This is a genomic window from Stenotrophomonas sp. YJH_SMC_110 (genome assembly GCF_059369255.1).
Map to the genome: position 1 here is coordinate 164,863 of NZ_JCAFSM010000003.1, position 17,450 is coordinate 182,312.

Annotated in this window: 16 protein-coding genes; 10 read left to right on the forward strand and 6 right to left on the reverse strand. The window is 67.6% G+C overall.

Annotation, left to right across the window (positions count from 1 at the left end):
• The first annotated feature begins 4 nt into the window (after positions 1–4).
• From AC5P6H_RS07925 to AC5P6H_RS07940, 4 genes are read left to right on the forward strand one after another with little or no spacing between them, the layout of a single operon-like run.
• Positions 5–775 carry a class I SAM-dependent methyltransferase gene (locus tag AC5P6H_RS07925; protein ID WP_495202481.1) on the forward strand — a complete coding sequence of 257 codons (771 nt, stop codon included), beginning with the start codon at positions 5–7 and terminating at the stop codon, positions 773–775.
• Between the two features lie 8 nt (positions 776–783).
• Entirely contained in the window at positions 784–1,839 is a 1,056-nt protein-coding gene (locus tag AC5P6H_RS07930) for a quinone-dependent dihydroorotate dehydrogenase (RefSeq protein ID WP_049471279.1), read from the forward strand.
• A gap of 8 nt (positions 1,840–1,847) precedes the next feature.
• Positions 1,848–2,909, forward strand: a complete 1,062-nt coding sequence (gene murB / locus AC5P6H_RS07935) for a UDP-N-acetylmuramate dehydrogenase (protein ID WP_495202482.1) — start codon at positions 1,848–1,850, stop codon at positions 2,907–2,909.
• Between the two features lie 32 nt (positions 2,910–2,941).
• Positions 2,942–3,829, forward strand: a complete 888-nt coding sequence (locus tag AC5P6H_RS07940; RefSeq protein ID WP_014646917.1) for a DMT family transporter — start codon at positions 2,942–2,944, stop codon at positions 3,827–3,829.
• A 111-nt stretch (positions 3,830–3,940) separates the two neighbouring features.
• Here AC5P6H_RS07940 and AC5P6H_RS07945 read toward each other — a convergent pair whose 3' ends face one another.
• The 5 genes from AC5P6H_RS07945 to AC5P6H_RS07965 form a co-directional block, all read right to left on the reverse strand.
• On the reverse strand, positions 3,941–4,945 hold the full coding sequence (locus AC5P6H_RS07945; RefSeq protein WP_495202483.1) for a phosphotransferase: 1,005 nt from the start codon (positions 4,943–4,945) through the stop codon (positions 3,941–3,943).
• Positions 4,946–5,044: 99 nt separating this feature from the next.
• Entirely contained in the window at positions 5,045–6,079 is a 1,035-nt protein-coding gene (locus tag AC5P6H_RS07950; RefSeq protein WP_495202484.1) for a DUF418 domain-containing protein, read from the reverse strand.
• Complete coding sequence (locus AC5P6H_RS07955; protein WP_032959994.1) at positions 6,076–6,666, reverse strand: TetR/AcrR family transcriptional regulator; 591 nt, start codon at positions 6,664–6,666, stop codon at positions 6,076–6,078. Before AC5P6H_RS07955 ends, AC5P6H_RS07950 begins: the two co-directional genes overlap by 4 nt.
• A gap of 97 nt (positions 6,667–6,763) precedes the next feature.
• Positions 6,764–7,567, reverse strand: a complete 804-nt coding sequence (locus tag AC5P6H_RS07960; RefSeq protein ID WP_495202485.1) for an APH(3')-II family aminoglycoside O-phosphotransferase — start codon at positions 7,565–7,567, stop codon at positions 6,764–6,766.
• Between the two features lie 40 nt (positions 7,568–7,607).
• Positions 7,608–8,114 (reverse strand): DUF2938 domain-containing protein, encoded by a 507-nt coding sequence (locus tag AC5P6H_RS07965; RefSeq protein ID WP_053494450.1) that lies wholly within the window; start codon positions 8,112–8,114, stop codon positions 7,608–7,610.
• 55 nt (positions 8,115–8,169) lie between these two features.
• Here AC5P6H_RS07965 and AC5P6H_RS07970 point away from each other — a divergent pair, with 55 nt between their 5' ends.
• The 4 genes from AC5P6H_RS07970 to AC5P6H_RS07985 all read left to right on the forward strand — a co-directional run bounded on the left by AC5P6H_RS07970 (position 8,170) and on the right by AC5P6H_RS07985 (position 12,364).
• Positions 8,170–8,835, forward strand: coding sequence for an ArsR/SmtB family transcription factor (locus AC5P6H_RS07970; RefSeq protein ID WP_041863356.1), 666 nt, complete (start codon positions 8,170–8,172; stop codon positions 8,833–8,835).
• A 14-nt stretch (positions 8,836–8,849) separates the two neighbouring features.
• Positions 8,850–9,578: a GNAT family N-acetyltransferase gene (locus AC5P6H_RS07975; RefSeq protein WP_495202486.1), complete on the forward strand. Its 729-nt coding sequence runs from the start codon at positions 8,850–8,852 to the stop codon at positions 9,576–9,578.
• Positions 9,579–9,606: 28 nt separating this feature from the next.
• On the forward strand, positions 9,607–10,323 hold the full coding sequence (locus AC5P6H_RS07980; protein WP_014646909.1) for an SDR family NAD(P)-dependent oxidoreductase: 717 nt from the start codon (positions 9,607–9,609) through the stop codon (positions 10,321–10,323).
• 94 nt (positions 10,324–10,417) lie between these two features.
• A complete protein-coding gene (locus AC5P6H_RS07985) occupies positions 10,418–12,364 on the forward strand; it encodes an EAL domain-containing protein (RefSeq protein ID WP_495202487.1) in 1,947 nt (648 codons plus the stop codon).
• Here AC5P6H_RS07985 and AC5P6H_RS07990 read toward each other — a convergent pair.
• Positions 12,361–12,972: a TetR/AcrR family transcriptional regulator gene (locus AC5P6H_RS07990; protein ID WP_495202488.1), complete on the reverse strand. Its 612-nt coding sequence runs from the start codon at positions 12,970–12,972 to the stop codon at positions 12,361–12,363. The genes AC5P6H_RS07985 and AC5P6H_RS07990 overlap by 4 nt on opposite strands.
• Before the next feature lie 104 nt (positions 12,973–13,076).
• Between AC5P6H_RS07990 and AC5P6H_RS07995 the strand changes: the two genes are divergently transcribed.
• Complete coding sequence (locus AC5P6H_RS07995) at positions 13,077–14,153, forward strand: MBL fold metallo-hydrolase (RefSeq protein WP_495202489.1); 1,077 nt, start codon at positions 13,077–13,079, stop codon at positions 14,151–14,153.
• Between the two features lie 166 nt (positions 14,154–14,319).
• Complete coding sequence (locus AC5P6H_RS08000) at positions 14,320–17,439, forward strand: galactose-binding domain-containing protein (RefSeq protein WP_495202490.1); 3,120 nt, start codon at positions 14,320–14,322, stop codon at positions 17,437–17,439.
• Positions 17,440–17,450: the final 11 nt, after the last annotated feature.

Genomic DNA, 17,450 nt, shown 5'->3' on the forward strand with positions numbered 1-17,450 from the left:
CGCCATGACCGCCTCCGACAGCACTGAACGCTTCAGCAGCCGCGTCGCCGACTACGTCCGCTACCGGCCCGACTACCCACCCGCGCTGCTGGAGTGGCTGCATGGCCCGGTGGGTGTCAGCCAGCAGGCGCGTGTGGCTGACATCGGCGCCGGTACCGGCATTTCCAGCCGCCTGTTCCTGGCCAGCGGCCATCCTGTTGTCGCGGTTGAACCCAATGCGGCCATGCGGGGCGCGGCCAAAGAATGGCTGGCACCGCAGTACCCGCAGTTCCGTGCGGTGGACGGCCGCGCCGAGGCCACCGCACTGGACGATGCCAGCATCGATCTGGTCAGCGTCGCGCAGGCCTTCCATTGGTTCGACACCGTGGCGGTACGCGCCGAGTGGCAGCGCATCCTGCGCCCCGGCGGCCAGGCCCTCATCTACTGGAATTCTCGCCTCCTCGATGCCAGCCCGTTCCTGGTCGGCTACGAACAGCTGCTGCTGGACTACGGCACCGACTACACCGCCGTGGCCGAGCGCTACCAGGACGACGCCACCATGCAGGCCTGGTTCGGCGCTGGCCTGCGCGGCAGGGTGGAGCTGCCGAACGTGCAGCACCTGGACTTCGACGCCCTGCGCGGGCGCCTGCTGTCCTCCTCCTACGCCCCTCAATCCGGTCATCCGCGCCACGCACCGATGATCGACGCTCTGCAGCACCTGTTCGCCGCCCACGCGGTCGACGGCCAGGTCGCTTTTGAATATCGAACCCGAGCCTTCCTCGGCACGCTGGACTGAACCGACGCATGTATTCGCTTGCCCGCCCCTTCCTGTTCTCGCTCGACGCCGAGCGCGCCCACGGCCTTGGCCTGTCCGCACTGGACCTGGCCTATCGCACCGGCACCACGCCGCTGCTGGCCGCACGCATCGCGCCGATGCCCAGCACGGTGTTCGGGCTGACGTTCCCCAACCCGGTCGGCCTGGCCGCCGGCCTGGACAAGAACGGGGAGCACATCGATGCGCTGTTCGCGCTCGGCTTCGGCTTCGTCGAAATCGGCACGATCACCCCGCGCCCGCAGGCCGGCAATCCGCAGCCGCGCCTGTTCCGCCTGCCGGAACACAACGCGATCATCAACCGCATGGGCTTCAACAATGCGGGCGTGGACGCGCTGGTGCGCAACGTCGAGCGCGCGCGCAACCGCCGCGGCCTGCTCGGCATCAACATCGGCAAGAACAAGGACACCCCCAACGAACAGGCCGTGGACGATTACATCGCCTGCCTGGACAAGGTGTACCCGCTGGCCGACTACATCACTGTCAACATTTCCTCGCCCAACACCGCCGGCCTGCGTGAGCTGCAGGAAGAAACCGCGCTGCGCCAGCTGGTCAGCCAGCTGCGTGACCGCCAGGAAGAGCTCGCGGCCCGCCACGGCCGCCGCGTACCGATGCTGGTGAAGGTGGCGCCGGACCTCAGCGAGCGCGACATCGATGCCGCCGCCCGCGTGCTGGGCGAGCTGCAGGTGGACGGCGTGATCGCCACCAACACCACCATCGACCACAGCAAGGTGGCCGGCGATCCGCTGGCCAACGAGGCCGGTGGCCTGTCCGGCGCGCCGGTGCTGGAGCAGTCCACGCTGGTGCTGCGCCGCCTGCGCTCGCGCCTGCCCGAGTCGGTGCCCTTGGTCGGCGTCGGCGGCATCCTGTCCGGTGCCGATGCCGTGGCCAAGATGGCGGCCGGTGCCGCGCTGGTGCAGTGCTACAGCGGCCTGATCTTCCGTGGACCGGCGCTGGTTTCCGAATGCGTGGAGGCGATCCGTCGCCGCCGCGAAGCGCCCAGCCGCGGCGCGGTGGCCCCACTGTGAGCGCGCCCATGGACACCATCGACGGCAACGCGCCGCTGCGCTGGACACTCACCCGCAATGCGCCGCTGCGGGCACTGAACACCTTCCACGTGCAGGCCAGCGCCGCACAGCTGCTGGAACTGCACGATGCCGCGCTGCTGCCGGAGGTGCTGGCACTGCCCGAGGTGGCCAACGGCCCACTGCTGGTGCTGGGTGCCGGCAGCAACGTCCTGATCGCCGAGGACCTGCCCGGTACCGTGCTGGTGTTCGGCAACCGCGACATCAGTTTCCTTGAACACCGCGCCGACCATGCCGTGATCCGCGCCGGCGCCGGCGTGCCCTGGCATGGCCTGGTGATGTGGTCGCTGCAGGAAGGCCTGTCCGGCCTGGAAAACCTGGCGCTGATTCCCGGCACCGCCGGTGCCGCACCGATCCAGAACATCGGCGCCTATGGCGCGCAGGTCGGCGAGTTCATCCAGGCGGTCGAAGCCTGGGACTGCCAGGAACAGGCCTGGGTGCGCCTGGATAACGAACAGTGTGGTTTCGCCTACCGCGACAGCGTGTTCAAGCAACAGCCCGATCGCTACCTGATCACCGCCATCGAACTGAAACTGCCACTGCTGCACGATCTGCGCATGGACTACGCCGGCATCCGCGAAGAGCTGCAGACGCAGGGCGTGGTGCTGCCGGGCGCGGTGGACGTGGCCAATGCGGTGATCGCGATCCGCCGCCGCAAGCTGCCCGACCCGGAGGTACTCGGCAATGCCGGCAGCTTCTTCAAGAACCCGGTGCTGCCGCTGGAGCAGGTCGACGTGCTGCTGCAGCATTTCCCCGACCTGCCGGTGTTCCCGGCCGAGCAGGACGACAAGCGCAAGGTCTCGGCGGCCTGGATGATCGAATCCTGCGGCTGGAAGGGCTTCCGCGACGGCGATGCCGGCGTGGCTCCCAGCCACGCGCTGGTGCTGGTCAACCACGGCAATGCCAGCGGCGCTGAACTGCTGGCGCTGGCGCGCCGCATCTCGGCCTCGGTGCTGGAGAAGTTCGGCGTGCCGATCGAACCGGAGCCCCGCCTGCTCGGCGCACAGTGGTGAACACTCTCGCCCTCTCCCCCGGCGCCACTCCGATGCGGGCGGCGCTGTTGATGCTCGGCAGTACGATGGCGTTCGGCCTGATGGCGGTAGCGATCCGCTATGCCACACGCTACGTGCCTACCCAGGAAGTGGCGTTCTTCCGCAATGCCTTCGGCCTGCTGGCGTTGCTGCCGATGCTGCTGCGGCCGGGCCGTGCGCCGCTGAAGACGCAGCAGCTGCCGCGCTATTTCGTGCGTAGTGCGATTGGCCTGGGCTCGATGCTGTGCGCGTTCTGGGCACTGGGCCACCTGCCGTTGGCGCAGGCGGTGTCGCTGTCGTACTCCACGCCGCTGTTCGTCACGATTGCCGCCGTGCTGTGGCTGGGTGAAACCGTGCGCGTGCGCCGCTGGGCCGCGGTCGTGGTCGGCTTCATCGGTGTGCTGGTGATCGTGCGACCCGGTACCGCCGGCTTCACCGCGGGCAGCCTGGTCGCCGTGGCCGCCGCGGTGCTCAGTTCGCTGGTGGCGATCCAGATCAAGCAGCTCACCCGCGTCGACAGCGCCGATACCGTGGTGCTCTACACCTACGTGTTCTGGGTGCCGCTGTCGCTGCTTCCGGCGCTGTTCGTCTGGGTCTGGCCGAGCGGCGTGGCCTGGCTGTGGCTGCTGGCCACCGGCGTGCTCGGCACCATCGGCCAGCTGTTGTGGACGCGGGCGCTGCGCCTGGGTGAAGTCTCGGCGCTGACCCCGATCAGCTTCCTGCAGCTGCCGCTGGTAACGCTGTTCGGCTGGCTGCTGTTCAACGAAAGCGTGGACCGCTGGACGATCATCGGCGCCGGCATCATCCTCGCCGCCAACGCCTACATTGCCCACCGCGAGGCCGTACTGTCGCGCCGCGCCGCCAGCGCAGCCGCCTCTGCAGCGGCCAAGCCCGCAGAGTAGATCCACACCCCGCGCAGACACCGCGCGCCCCTGTAGATTTGGGCCATGCCCGACCCGCCGCGCAGCGTGAGGGTTCATCGTAGGAACTGCCATCCACGCATGGCGTGGGATCTACAGCGCGCGATACACCCGCTCGGCCGCGTCGAATACATTGCCCGGTGCGAACTGCTCGCTCAGATAGTGCAGCGACTGCCGGCGCAGCTGCGGCGAACGATCCTCTCCATCGCTGCCCAGCAGGACCTGCTGGAACTCGATCAGGTCCTGCAGGATGCGCCAGTGACGGTACCAGGCAATCCAGCGAGGGTCGCCGCGGTCGCTGCCATAGCCTTCCTCGAATCCCAACGGGTTCTCGCGCCCCCAGCGCCCACCGACCGCGCCACCGATGAACATCAGGTCGCGCTCGCGCGGGGCCAGCGACAGGCCATCCCAATCGATCAGGTGCAGGCTGCCGTCATTGCCCATCAGCAGATTGCCGGCATGCAGGTCGGTGTGGCACAGGTGCAGCCGCACCGGAACATCCTGCAACGCCGCGTGCAGCTGCAGTGCCTGCGCATGCAGCGCCGCGATGCGCGCATGCTGCTGGTCCCAGACGGATACGAAGGCGCGCCCCAGCCCATCCCTGGCGGCCGCCAGGCCCTCGCCGGCCAGCCATTGCCCGACCGTATCAAGCGCCGCGGTTTCCATCCGCAGGCTCGGCAGCGCCTCCTGCAGCGCCGGTGGCGGGCACGCCTCGTGCAGGCGCCGCAGCACCTCGCCCAATCGTTGCCACTGCGTGCGGCTCAACGCCGCCTCGAAGCCGGACTGGCCTTCCACATACGGGAACAGGGTGAACTGCAGGCCCCAGCGCTGCACTGACGCTCCACCGGTCAGGGCCGGCCAGGGCGCGACGATTTCCTCGATGCCCAGCGTGCCGCGCAGCCAATGCAGGGTGTCCCAGACGGCAGGGGCAACCTGGTAACTGCGGCACTTCAACCACCATTGCCCGCGCCGTGCATCGATGCGATACACACTGGCGTTGGCATCGGCGCCAACCGGGCGTGGCACCACGGCGATCGCGGTGATGCCATAGGACTGCTGGAGGACTTCGCCGAGATGCTGCGCCGAAGCGAATGACATGGATTCAAGCGGAAAGTGTTATCTGCGACAACTATCGCAGATGTGCCCGCCACGACACAGACATGTCCGTCACAACATCGTGCCTGCGCGACCGACGTGCTAGCCGGCGACGCGCCGCATCACCGCTTCCAATGGCCCCCGCGTGAACCGCCACGACCACAGCCACGCTGCGCCCGTGGCCAGCATCAGGAACAACAGCGCCCACAGCAGCACGGTCGGTAGCGACGCACTGCCATCGAGCAGGCCCAGGCCTTCCAGCGTGCCCATGCCCAGCAGGATATGGCCGACGTACAGGGTCAGGGTCATGCGCCCGGCCGCGGTGAACGGTTCCAGCCAGTCACCCGGTCGTACACGCGTCAGCCACAGGCAGGCTGCAATGACACTGCAGGCCGCGCCCGCGCCTGTGAGTACGTAGGCCGGTCCCGGTGGCATCGGCTGCGTTCCCAGCCACGCCTGCCAGGGCGTTCCCTGCGCAAGCTGCTGCACGCCATGTCCAGCCACGATCAGCATCAGGCCCAGCACCAGCAGCGCGCGCTGGACCCGCGGTTGCGACAGTTGCAGCCGCGCCAGCAGCATGCCCAGCAGGAAGAAGCACAGCCACGGCAGCAGCGGATGGAACCCATTGAACAGCAGGTTGCGGGCCGCGCCCGGCCATTGCCACAGACCGGCGTATTCCAGCGTCTGCCAGTTCCATCCCTGGCTGTAGTCCCAGTGCAGCAACGCCCAGAACGAACAGGCCGCGATCCCCACGATGCTGGCCAGCAACACCCGCGGCGAGGCCCGCAGCCACAGCACGGCCAGCGCGAAATACACCGCGTAGTAATGCAGGATATCGGCCGGGAACAGCGTCAGGTTGAGCAGGCCCAGCACCAGCAGGAACAGTGCGCGCCGCCAGGTCTGCACACTGGCCGGCCACCAACCCTGCCGATGCGTGCCCAGTACCAGGCCCAACCCGGCCAGCGTAACGAACGTCGCCGAAGCCTTGCCTTCCAGAAAGTGGAAGACGCCTGCCAACCATCCGGCGCCCTCTGCCGGCACGGCCATCGCCAGGCGGAAGTTGACCAGCACCATGCCGGCCAAGGCCAGGTAACGCGCCAGATCAACGCCGTGCAGTCGCCGGTCGACGGCGCTCATGCGCGTGCGCCCAGCAGCAGCGCAAGCAGGCCGAGATCCAGCGATGCCTCATCGGTGCCCCCGGCTTCGCCCAGCCCTCGGCGCAGGGCATCGCTTTCGATGGCATCCAGCAGCACCTGTGCCTGCAGTGCCGGGGCCAGCACGGGGCGCCGACGTTCGCGCCGTGCCACCTGCTGCAGGGCTTCGGCCAGCGTCGCCTGCAATTGCCTGCGATTGGCCGCAAATGCCTCGGCCACGGCCGGATTGCGTGCGCTCTCGGCCAGCACTTCGACGGCGAGCGTTGCCCACTCCGGTTGCTGGCACAGTGCGTGGAAGTCCTGAAGGAAAACCAGCACCCGTGCGCGCTCGCCATCGGACGCGGCCAGTCGCTGCAGCAACGGTGCCAGTTCCTCGCCTTCGGCCACGGCCACCGCAAGGATGATCGCCTCCTTGCCCGGGAAGTGGTTGTAGAGATTGCCGAGGCTGACGCCGGCCGCCTGCGCGATGTCACGCATGCTGGTCTGGTGGAAGCCCTTCACGAGAAAGCACTGCAGGGCGGCCTGCAGGATCTGCGCGATGCGTTGCTCGTTGCGGTCGGTTCGGTTCATGCTACAAATAGTGAACGAACGTTCGTCCATTTTTGAGGGCGCGCGCATCCGCTAGTAGGGCACCGTTCAGCCCTGCCCTACGCTGCCCTGTGCGGTTTCAGAAGAACTCGTCGAGAAGACGGTAGAACGCCAGCCGCCGTTCGTCGGGCACAACGCCATAGCGCCGGAACAGCGGCGCGACCCAGCGCGTGTCGCCGAAGTTCTGGACCAGGCTGCGCGCGGCGAGCGCCAGATCCTGGTAGCGATCGGCCACACCCAGCCGGCCACAGTCGATGAAACCGCTGAAACGGGCTTCGGCTGCCAGCAGGTTCGGCAGGCAGGCGTCGCCGTGGCTGACCACCAGATCCTCGTGATCGGGCCGGGTAGCGCGCAGTTCGGCGAACACCTGCTGTGCGCTCTGCCCCAGGCGCTCGTCATCGAAGTCATCGGCGTCGACCAGGCCCGCCTCGACCCGTGCCTGCGCGGCCTGCAGGCGCGAGGCCAGCCGCTGTTCGAACGGACAGGCTGCCACCGGTATGGCATGCAGGCCCCGCAGCGCATCGGCCAGCAGTTCCACCAGGCGCTGGGGCGGAAGCTCAGGCGACGAGGCCAGGTCGCGGCCGGGCAGCGCGCTCATCAGCAACCAGCGCCGGCCCGCTTCTTCGGCAGTGGCAATCACTGCAGGCGCCGGCTGCCCCTGGCCTTGCAGCCAACGCAGGCGGGCAATTTCATCGCCCAGCTCACTGAAGGCGTCGATCACTTCCGATTTCAGGAAGGCATCAGCCTGTCCCGGGCGATGCACACGGGCGACGTCTGCGCGCGATACGCCGATCGACTGTCGCTCGATGCGCGCATCGGCCAATGTTTCCCGCCACGCCCACGGCAGCGGCATGCCATCAGTGAAGGGATCGGGTGCTTCCATGGCGGGATGCTCCTGCTGCCGGTGACCCACGGATTCTCGCTCATCCTGCACGGACCCCGGCCAACAGCAGCGCGGAAAGGTACATGCCTGCGCCGAACACGCTGTGTGCCACCAGGCTGCGCAGCCGCGCCTTCCCAGGCGCCGGGGTCTTCGAAGCGGCAATGCCGGCGCCCATGCCCGGCTGCAGAATGAAGAACGGCGCCGCAACGCTGAGAATGCCGAAGGCCAGCGCCGGCCACAGGGTCGGTGCCTGCACCCAACCGTTCCCGACCACGGCCAGCAACACCGCGGCGAAGACCACACCGATCACGTAATGCGCGGTCCACCCCAGCGCGCGCTCGCCGGCCACCGGCAGCGAACGACCAATGCCCTCATGGCGGAAGCGCCCACGCCGCAGGTGGCCGAGCCAGCGGCCGACCATCGCAAAATCCAGCGACGGAATGCCGAGCAGCCTGCACTGCAGCAACGCCCACAGATCCATCAGCGCGGTCGCGCCCACGCCGATCACTACCGCATCGATCACCAATGTCGTCGCCCAGCCACTCATTCCGCCCACCTTCAATTATTTGCTTGAATGATAGAGCGATGCTAGCGTGCCCGGCATGAACGCTGCAACCGAGCTGCCGCCGTCCGCGCTGGAAGCGCTGGCCGAGATCGCCCGCACCCTGGGCCACCCGCACCGCCTGGCCCTGCTGGAGCACATCGCCCAGGGCGAGCGTGCGGTCGAGCGCCTGGCCGAACTGAGCGGCCTGTCGGTGGCCAATACCTCCCAGCACCTGCAGCAGCTGCGTCGTGCCGGCCTGGTGCAGACCCGCCGTGACGGCAAGCGCATCCTCTACCGCAGCGCTGACGGCCCACTAGCCAACCTGTTGGCCGCGCTGCGCGACTATGCCGACCACCAGCGCAGCGAAATGCAGGGCGTCCTCACCGACAGCCTGCAGCGCCGCGATGCACTGGAAGGGCTGACCGTCGAGCAGCTGCTGGAGCAACGCGACAGCGTGGTACTGCTGGACGTGCGGCCGCGCGAGGAATTCGATCTGGGGCACCTGCCCGGCGCGCTGAACATTCCCGCTACGGAACTGCACGCGCGGATGGACGAACTGCCGCGCGCCGTCCACATTGTCGCGTACTGCCGCGGGCCCTACTGCGTGCTGTCCAACGATGCAGTGATGATGCTGCGCGAAGCCGGCCTCAGCGCGCAGCGACTGGCCGCCGGCTATCCCGAATGGAAGGCCGCAGGCCTGCAGGTTGAACTGCCCCGACACTGAGCGAACCGTTTGTCATGGATGATGCGATTTCCCCGTTGATCGATGCTGCCTGGCAACGCGTGTTCGCCGGCCAGCGCACGTTGCAGCAGGGGCCGCAGCTGCACCTGGCGTGCAGCGATGATGTCGATGAGGGTGAGGACGGCATGCTGTTACAGCCGGTCGCGGGCCCCGCCCGAGCGCTGTTGCGTCCTGCCCTGGCCGCTCGCCTGCAACTGCGTGCGCAACCGCACTGGACACTGGCGCAGCTGCAACAGCGCTTGCAGCAGCTCGGCCAGCATACGCACGGCGCGGATCGTGTCTTCTACTTCCCCACCGCAACACTCGCCGCCCTCGCCGAACACCCTGCCCCACCACATATCCGCCGCCTCGGCGCGACCGACGCGGCAGCGTTCAACGCGTTCCAGGCCACCGCCAGCGAGGACGATCTCGATGCCGCATGGGTCGAGCTGGATCACTGGCAGGTGTTCGGTGCCTTCGACGGCGAGCGCCTGGTCGCTGCGGGAAGCATGTACCCCTGGAGCCTGGATCCAGCCTTCGCCGATATGGGCGTACTGACCCTGCCCGAGGCCCGCGGTCGCGGTCACGCGCGACAGCTGGTACACGCCATGGCCGTGTCCGCGCGGGCGTCCGGGCTGCAGCCGCAATACCGTTGCCAGCTCGACAACACCGCCTCGATCATCACCGCCGGACGCAGCGGCCTGCGCGCGTTCGCCGATTGGGACACCATTCTGGCGACCGACTGAGGCCGCCGCAGCACAACAAGGAAGCAACATGAAATTGATGGTCATCGGCGCCAGCAGGGGCCTCGGTCGAGCGTTCGTCGAAGGCCTGTGCAGTGCGGGCGACACCGTCATCGGCGTTTCGCGCAGCCGCCCGCACGACCTTGAATGCCCCGAGGGCGTCACCCTGCAGTGGATCGAAGCGGATCTGTCCCAGCCCACACTTGCTGCCAATCACATCGCAGCGCAGGCGCCGGCCGATCTGGATGTGCTCATCCACAACCTGGGCATCTGGGAAGAGACGGCCTTCAGCGACGAGTACGCCTTCCTCGACGAAAGCGATGCCGCGCTTGCCCAGCTGGTCGACGTCAACATCACCGCCACCCTGGTGCTGCTGCGGCGCCTGCTGCCGAGGGTACTGGGCGCAGCACGTCCACAGCTGGTGCTGACCGGCTCGACCTCGGCGCTGCCGCGCAGCGGCCGCCCGGAAGTGGCGTTCGGCGCATCCAAGTTCGCGCTCAACGGCATCGCCGATGCGCTGCGCGAAGGCTTCCGGGATCGGCGCCTGGCGGTAACCAGCCTGCAGCTGGGCTACCTCAACACCGACGATGCACTGTCAGTGCCGGTAGCGGACGCCGCAGCGCGCGGCGACGGCGCACTGGTTCCGGTCCATGATGTCGTGGCGATGGTACGCACCCTGCTGCAGCTGTCACCGTCCTCCTTCGTGCGCGAACTGGTGCTGCCCGCCATCGCCGACCCGCGCTACTGACCGCAGGGACCTTGGCCTGGCCCTTGGTGGCCGCACAGGCGCCTGTGGTTTACCCTGCTCGTCACTGGCCGTCGGTCACAGGCGGGAACCTGCTATGGATGCGCTTTCACGGGTCTCGGCCCAGGTCCTGGACAGCGCCCTGCCCAGCCTGCCGCTGTACCTGCTGCAGGCCACGGCGGTGATCGGCATGATCGGCGTGCTGCTGATCGCCACCCGTCGCGCCGGGCACGCCATTGAAGGACGGCGCCTGTATGTCGGCGTAGCGCTGGGCCTGATCTACCTGTTCAATTCCTGGTTCGTGGCCCGTTACACCCAGGGTGTGGTCAAGCTGCACCTCGGCTTCGACATCCTGCTGGTCAGTGGCCTGCTCGGTGGCTGGCGCGGCGGCTTGGCCTGCCTGGCCGCCGCCCTGCTCGCCCGCTACCAGTTCGTCGGCACCCAGTTCTTCCTGCCTGCCAGCCTCGAGGCCGTGTTGCAGATGGTGGCCGGCGTCTGGCTGCGCAGGCGCCTGCACCCGCGCATGCTCAACGAACTCTCGCCACGCATGATCCTGCAGGCGTGGTCCGTGCGTATCGGGATGACCGCTCTGGGCCTGGCGCTGGGTGTGGCGATCATTGGGGCCGATCAACTACCGGTGGCCGAACTGGCAATCCAGCGCGTGCTGGCACTGCCGGTCTCGCTGCTGGTACTCGGCGCAGTGTTCGCGCTGGTCTACAACGATGCCCAGATCGATGCGCAGCGCCAGCGCGAACAGGCGTGGCTGCGCATCGATCCGATCAGCGGCCTGCCCAACATGCGTGCGCTCGGTGAACGCCTGCAGCGGTACTGGCGCGACAACGACGGCATCGGCAAGGCCTGCCTGATCGTGGCCGAGATGGGCAACCTGCGCGATCTGCGCCTGCGCTACGGGCCATTGCAGGACAACGGCCTGTGGCAGCGCGATACACCGGCCGACGTCCACCGGTTGCTGCCATCGCTGGCGGTGGACGACGTGGAGGTCTACCAGTTCGGTGATGCCGCGCTGGCGATCCTGGTGCGCGGCATGACCTTGTCCGAACTGCGCATACAACCGCAGATCACCGAGCTGGCCAGCAACCTGGCCGATCGGGTCGGCCGCGATTGGCCTGGCTTCCGGCCACTGTTCCGTTGTGCGGTGGTTGAATTGAAGCCCCCCGTTGATGCCGACGAAGGACATCTTCCGTTCCGCGCGATCACCGTGGCACTGAGCGCGATCGAATCCGGCGTCGTGTTCTTCGACGACCCGATCCAGCGCGACGGCGAGATCGACGCCCTGATCGAAGTCGCCCTCGAACGCTGGCTGCAGCAGGGCGACGCACCGCTGTGCTACCAGCCCAAGCATCGCCTGCAGGACCGCCAGCTGGTCGGCGCCGAAGCGCTGCTGCGCATGCGCGATGGCGAAGGCCGGCCGATTGCACCGATGCGGGTGATCTCGCTGCTGCGCCGGCAGGGCCGGCTGGCAGACCTGGAATGGGCCACGCTGCAGTCGGCGGTGCACTTCCTGCAGCACTGCCGGCAGGACGGCGCGGCGCTGACCATCGCAGTCAATGTGTCAGCCGAATCCCTGCGCCTGCCCGAATTCGGCCTGCGCCTGCAGGAACTGCTGCAGCTGCACGACATCCCCGGCGCGATGCTGCGCCTGGAAATCGTCGAGTGGACCGAAATCGTCGAGCGCGATGTGGTCGATGCCAACATCGCACAGCTGATGGCCGCCGGAGTCACCCTGTCGCTGGATGATTTCGGCGCGGGCTATTCGACCTTGATCCTGCTTTCGCAGCTGGCCATCGCCGAGGTCAAGATCGAGCAGGCGTTGATCGCCACGCTGTCCGACGCCAAGTCGCAGTCGATCGTTCGCTTCATCGTCGAAGTCGCGCACCGCTGCGGCGCGATCGTGGTGGCCGAGGGGACCGAAACCCTGGCGCAGGAACAGCACCTGCGCGCGCTGGGCGTGGATGTCGGCCAGGGCTATCTGTACTCGGCCGCACTGCCGGCCGACGAGTTCCGTCGCTTCGCCGCCAGCTAGACCGCGTAGAAACCCAGGAACATGGCCACCGCCGATTCGGCGACGCGTGCGCGTTCCTGCGCGGTCAACGGTGGCTGCCCCATCGTCACCTGCGGCCAGAACGCAAGGCTCTTCACCAGCCCATGCAGCTGGTGGCCGGCGAATTCCGGATCAACCTCTCGCAACCGGCCATCGGCGATCGCTGCGCGGATCCACGCACTCTCGCCACTTTCCTTCTCGCCCATGCGGCAGACGATGGCCTGCGCCCGCTCCGGTGAGTGGATGACCTCGGCCATCGCCACCCGTGCCAGGTCGATGAAGTTGGCATCGCTGAGCAGTTCCAGCTTCTGGCCCAGCAACTGCAGCAGCTGCGCCTGCAACGGCTGGTCCGCGCGATACGGCAGTGCGTCGCTGGCCACGCTGCGTTCCCACAGCTCCTCCAGGATCATCGAAAACAGCGCTTCCTTGCTCGGGAAGTGGTTGTAGACGGTGCGCTTGGAGACCCCGGCCACCTCGGCGATGCGGTCCATGCTGGTCGCCTCGTAGCCCGATGCACGGAACTCCTCCACCGCCGCGCGCACGATGGCCTCGCGTTTGCGGTCGGTCAGGCGTTGTGGGGCACGGGGCATGGCGGAGACCGGATAGCTGAACGGACGCCACCATTTTACACCCGGTAGTGTACTTTTGAAAAATGCGAAACTACACTGTGCAGTGTACCCAGCGGACGTCACCCATGAAGCGCCTGCTCCTTGTCCTCCTGCTTGGAATCCTCGCCGTGACCGCCTACACCTTCTGCAAGTCCTGGTCCCTCCCCGACTTCCCCGATTCGCCGCAGTACCGCGACGGCAAGTTCCGCAATGCCCTGCCCCGTCCGGCGATGGGCCTGCGCGACGGTGCGGAGATCTGGTGGACGTTCCTGTTCAACAAGCCCAAGGGCACCGTGCCCGCCCACCCGATTCCGGTGAAGCCGCTGGACCGCGCCTCCCTGGATGCTGCGCCGGATCGCAGCCTGTTCCGGCTTGGGCACTCCACGATCCTGCTGAAGCTGCGTGACCAGTACTGGCTGACCGACCCGGTGTTCTCCGAGCGCGCCTCACCGGTGCAGTGGATGGGGCCGGCGCGCTTCCACGCACCGCCGATCAGCATCGACGAACTGCCGCCCATCGCCGGCGTGATCCTCTCGCACAACCACTATGACCATCTCGACCATGCCGCGGTAATGCAGCTGGCCGGCAAGACCGCGCGCTTCATCGCACCGCTCGGCGTCGGCGACCAGCTGATTGCATGGGGTGTGGACGCCAGCAAGGTGGAACAGCTGGACTGGTGGCAGTCGACTGAAGCCAGTGGCCTGCGCTTGACCGCGACCCCGGGCCAGCACTTCTCCGGCCGCGGGCTGGGTGACAGCGACCGCAGCCTGTGGGCGTCATGGGTGATCCAGGACGGCGACTTCCGCATCTTCTTCAGCGGCGACACCGGCTACTTCGATGGCTTGAAGGCCATCGGCGAGAAGTACGGACCGTTCGACCTGACCATGATCGAGACCGGCGCCTACGATCCGCGCTGGGCGTTCGTGCACATGCAGCCGGAACAGACCCTGCAGGCGCACCTGGACCTGCGCGGAAAGTGGCTGCTGCCGATCCACAACGGCACCTTCGACCTGGCCCTGCACGCATGGCAGCAGCCGTTCGAGCGCATCACGGCATTGGCGGCCGCAAAGAACGTGCCGGTGGCCACGCCGATGATGGGCGAAGCACTGGACATGCAGGCGCCGCAGGCGGGTACGCGATGGTGGGAGACGGTGGAGCTTTAGCGGGGGATGCCGTTTGACCTGCCGGAAGCCATGTAGAGCCGAGCCATGCTCGGCTGCGTCAACCACGGAAGCGGCCTGCGGCGCTGCAGTGCGTCATGTAACCGATTACATCCCTTGCTAGCGTAGCGCTCGCCCGATTCCGGTCGAACCTGCGAGGCTGTCTGTAATGACGTTGCGCGCCGAACGCTCCAAGGTCTCCCGCTCAGCTATCCCATGGCGATCTGCCGCCGCCCTGCTGTTGGCCGCCCTGGCCTCCAACGCACAGGCACAGACCCTCCCCCCGCGCAACCAATGGCAGGCCAGCAGTTCCTCGCAGCAGGTACCGGCGATGGCGATCGGCCACCTGATCGACGGCGACCCGAAGACCGTGACCGGCGGCGCCTTCAGCCCCGGCCACTGGTTCCAGATCGATCTGGGCGCGCCCACCCTGCTGGCCGGTGCGCGCCTTACCTGGGATGTCTCCAATCCGGAAGGCTATTCACTGCAGGCCTCGCTGGACGGCACGCAGTGGCAGACCGCGTACACGATGGCCGATTCGCTGGGCGACGTGGAAACGCTGTACTTCGCGCCGCGGCAGGCACGCTACCTGCGGCTGGCCAGCCCGCAGCGCACCTCCGATTGGGGCGTGTCGATCTTCGAGATGGAGCCACTGGACAGCACGCTCAGCGCACGCATCAGCGGTATCGATGCAACGCAGGCAGCGGCGCTCTGGCAAGGCGGCGGCACCGTCGCGATGCCGGCCGGGGCAAATGGATCCCATACGTTCGAGATCACGCTGCCGCGGGCCCAATCAACGGCTGGCCTGGTCGTCGACTGGGCCGATGGCGCGCGCGGCGCCGCGCGACTGCAGGTGCAGGATGCACAGGGCCGTTGGCAGGACCTCGCACACGATGCACAAGCGGCCAATCATCGACAAAGCTGGCTGGCCGCCACTGCAGCACAACCCTTACGTACATTCCGCCTGAGCGTGGACGGCGCTGCACCGCAGATCGCGCGCCTGCGCCTGCTCGGCCCGAAAGCCGTGATGACGCCGATGAAGCGCTACCAGATCGCTGCCAGCGGCGCGCAGCGCGCGTTGTTCCCGGCGTCGTTGCAGATGCAGCAGACCTATTGGACCGCAGTGGGCGTGCATGCAGGCCGGCAGAAGTCGATCTTCGACGAATACGGCAATCTGGAAGCCTTCAAGGGCGCGCCACTGGTGCAGCCGATCTGGCGAAGTGCTGACGGCCGCGCCGCTGGCGCGGCAGGACAGCCGATACAGCACGCGCTGCGGGATGGCTGGAAGCCGATGCCCTCCGCTACGTGGTCACCGCAGCCCGGGCTGGAGTTGCGCAGCGAGGTATTCGCCATCGAGCGCAACGGCCAGCCGGTAACGTTCCTGCGTCATCGCCTGCACAACACCGGAAAAACCCGGATCGACGGCACGCTCAGCCTGGTCGTGCGCCCGATGCAGATGAACCCGCCATGGCAGAACGGCGGGCTGTCGCCGATCCGCGATGTGGCCATCGACAGGCAATCCGTGCGCATCAATGGCCGCACGCTGCTGCACTCGCTCACGCCAGTGGCTGCGTCCGGCGCGGCGCCGTTCGGCAGGGATGGCGCCACGGAAATCACCGCGGACATCGCTGCCGGCCAACTGCCTTCCGCGCAACAGGCGCATGATGACCAGGGTCTTGCCTCGGCTGCGTTGGACTACCGCGTCTCGTTGGCGCCGGGAACCAGCGATGCCATCGTGGTCGCGTTCCCGTTGGGCACCGCCGCCGCGGATGCCAATGGCGTGCTGCCCGAAGCGCCTGCGCTGGATCTGGCCACGCTTCCCCGCGATGCCAATGCGGCGTTCGATTCACTGGCCACGCAGGCGTCCGCGGACTGGCAGGCACGGCTGGGCCAGGTCGGCCTGCGCCTGCCCGACCCATCACTGGTGGACATGCTGCGCGCGCAGGCCGCCTACATGCTGATCAACCAGACCGGCCCGGCGATGCAGCCCGGCCCGCGCAACTACAACCGCTCCTTCATCCGCGACGGCATGGCCACCTCGGCCGTGCTGCTGCGCATGGGCGAGGCCAAGGTCGCGCGCGACTACCTGGCCTGGTACAGCGAACACGGCGTACATGCCAACGGCCTGGTCTCGCCGATCCTCAATGACGATGGCAGCGTCAACACCGGCTTCGGTTCGGACATCGAGTACGACAGCCAGGGCCAGTACGTGGCGCTGGTCGCCGACGTTGCACGGCTGGATGGCGGACCCGAGTCGGTGCGTGACTACCTGCCGAAGGTGAAGGCCGCGCTGCACTTCCTGCAGGAACTGCGCGAGCGCACGCTGGTGCCCGGTTACAAGGCTGACCAGCCTGCCCCGGAACGCTTTGCGGGCATCCTTGCACCATCGATCAGCCATGAGGGCTATCCATCACCCACCCACAGCTACTGGGATGACTATTGGGGCCTGAAGGGGTGGCACGACGGCGCGTGGCTGGCCGAGGCGCTGGGCGACCACGAAACCGCCCGTTGGGCGCGCGAGCAGTACAAAGCGCTGTACGACGCATTGCGTGCCTCGATCCGCGCAACGATGGCGTGGAAGGGCATCGACTTCATTCCGTCATCGGCCGATCTTGGCGATGGTGACCCCACCGGCGTGTCGATCGCCCTGGACCCGACCGGCGCGCAGAGCGTGTTGCCGGCAGATGCGTTGCGGACCACCTTCGCCCGCTACCTGGAAGACGTGCGCAAGCGCAGCCAGCCCGGTGCGCTGTATGCCTACACGCCGTACGAGATCCGCAACGTGCTGAGCTATGTGCACCTGGGCCAGCCAGACGTGGCTGACGAGCTGCTGCAGGGCCTGCTTCATGACCGGCGCCCGCTTGAATGGCAGGTGCTGGCCGAAGTAGTGCATTCACGGCTGCGCTTCCCGCGCTACCTCGGCGACATGCCGCATACCTGGATCGGCGCCGAATACGGCCGCACCCTGTTCGGCATGCTGATGCGCGAAGACGATGATGCGCTCTCGCTGCTGCCGGGCACACCGCCTTCGTGGGTGGCGGGGAATGGATTGGCGGTGGAACGCCTGCCGACGGCGTATGGCGCATTGCAGATGCAGGCGCGGCAGCGCGACGGGGTGCTGAAGGTGGGGCTTGGCAAAGGGCTGCGCGGCGGAACGGCGGTGAAGGTCTGGTGGCCGGCGCGCACGATGCCGAAGACGGTGCGTGTGGACGGACGCAGCGTTTCCGACTTCGACGCCGAGGGCGTGCGCCTGGCGAAACCGTTCAGAACGCTGGAGGCGCGTTGGTAAAGCAGCCGAGC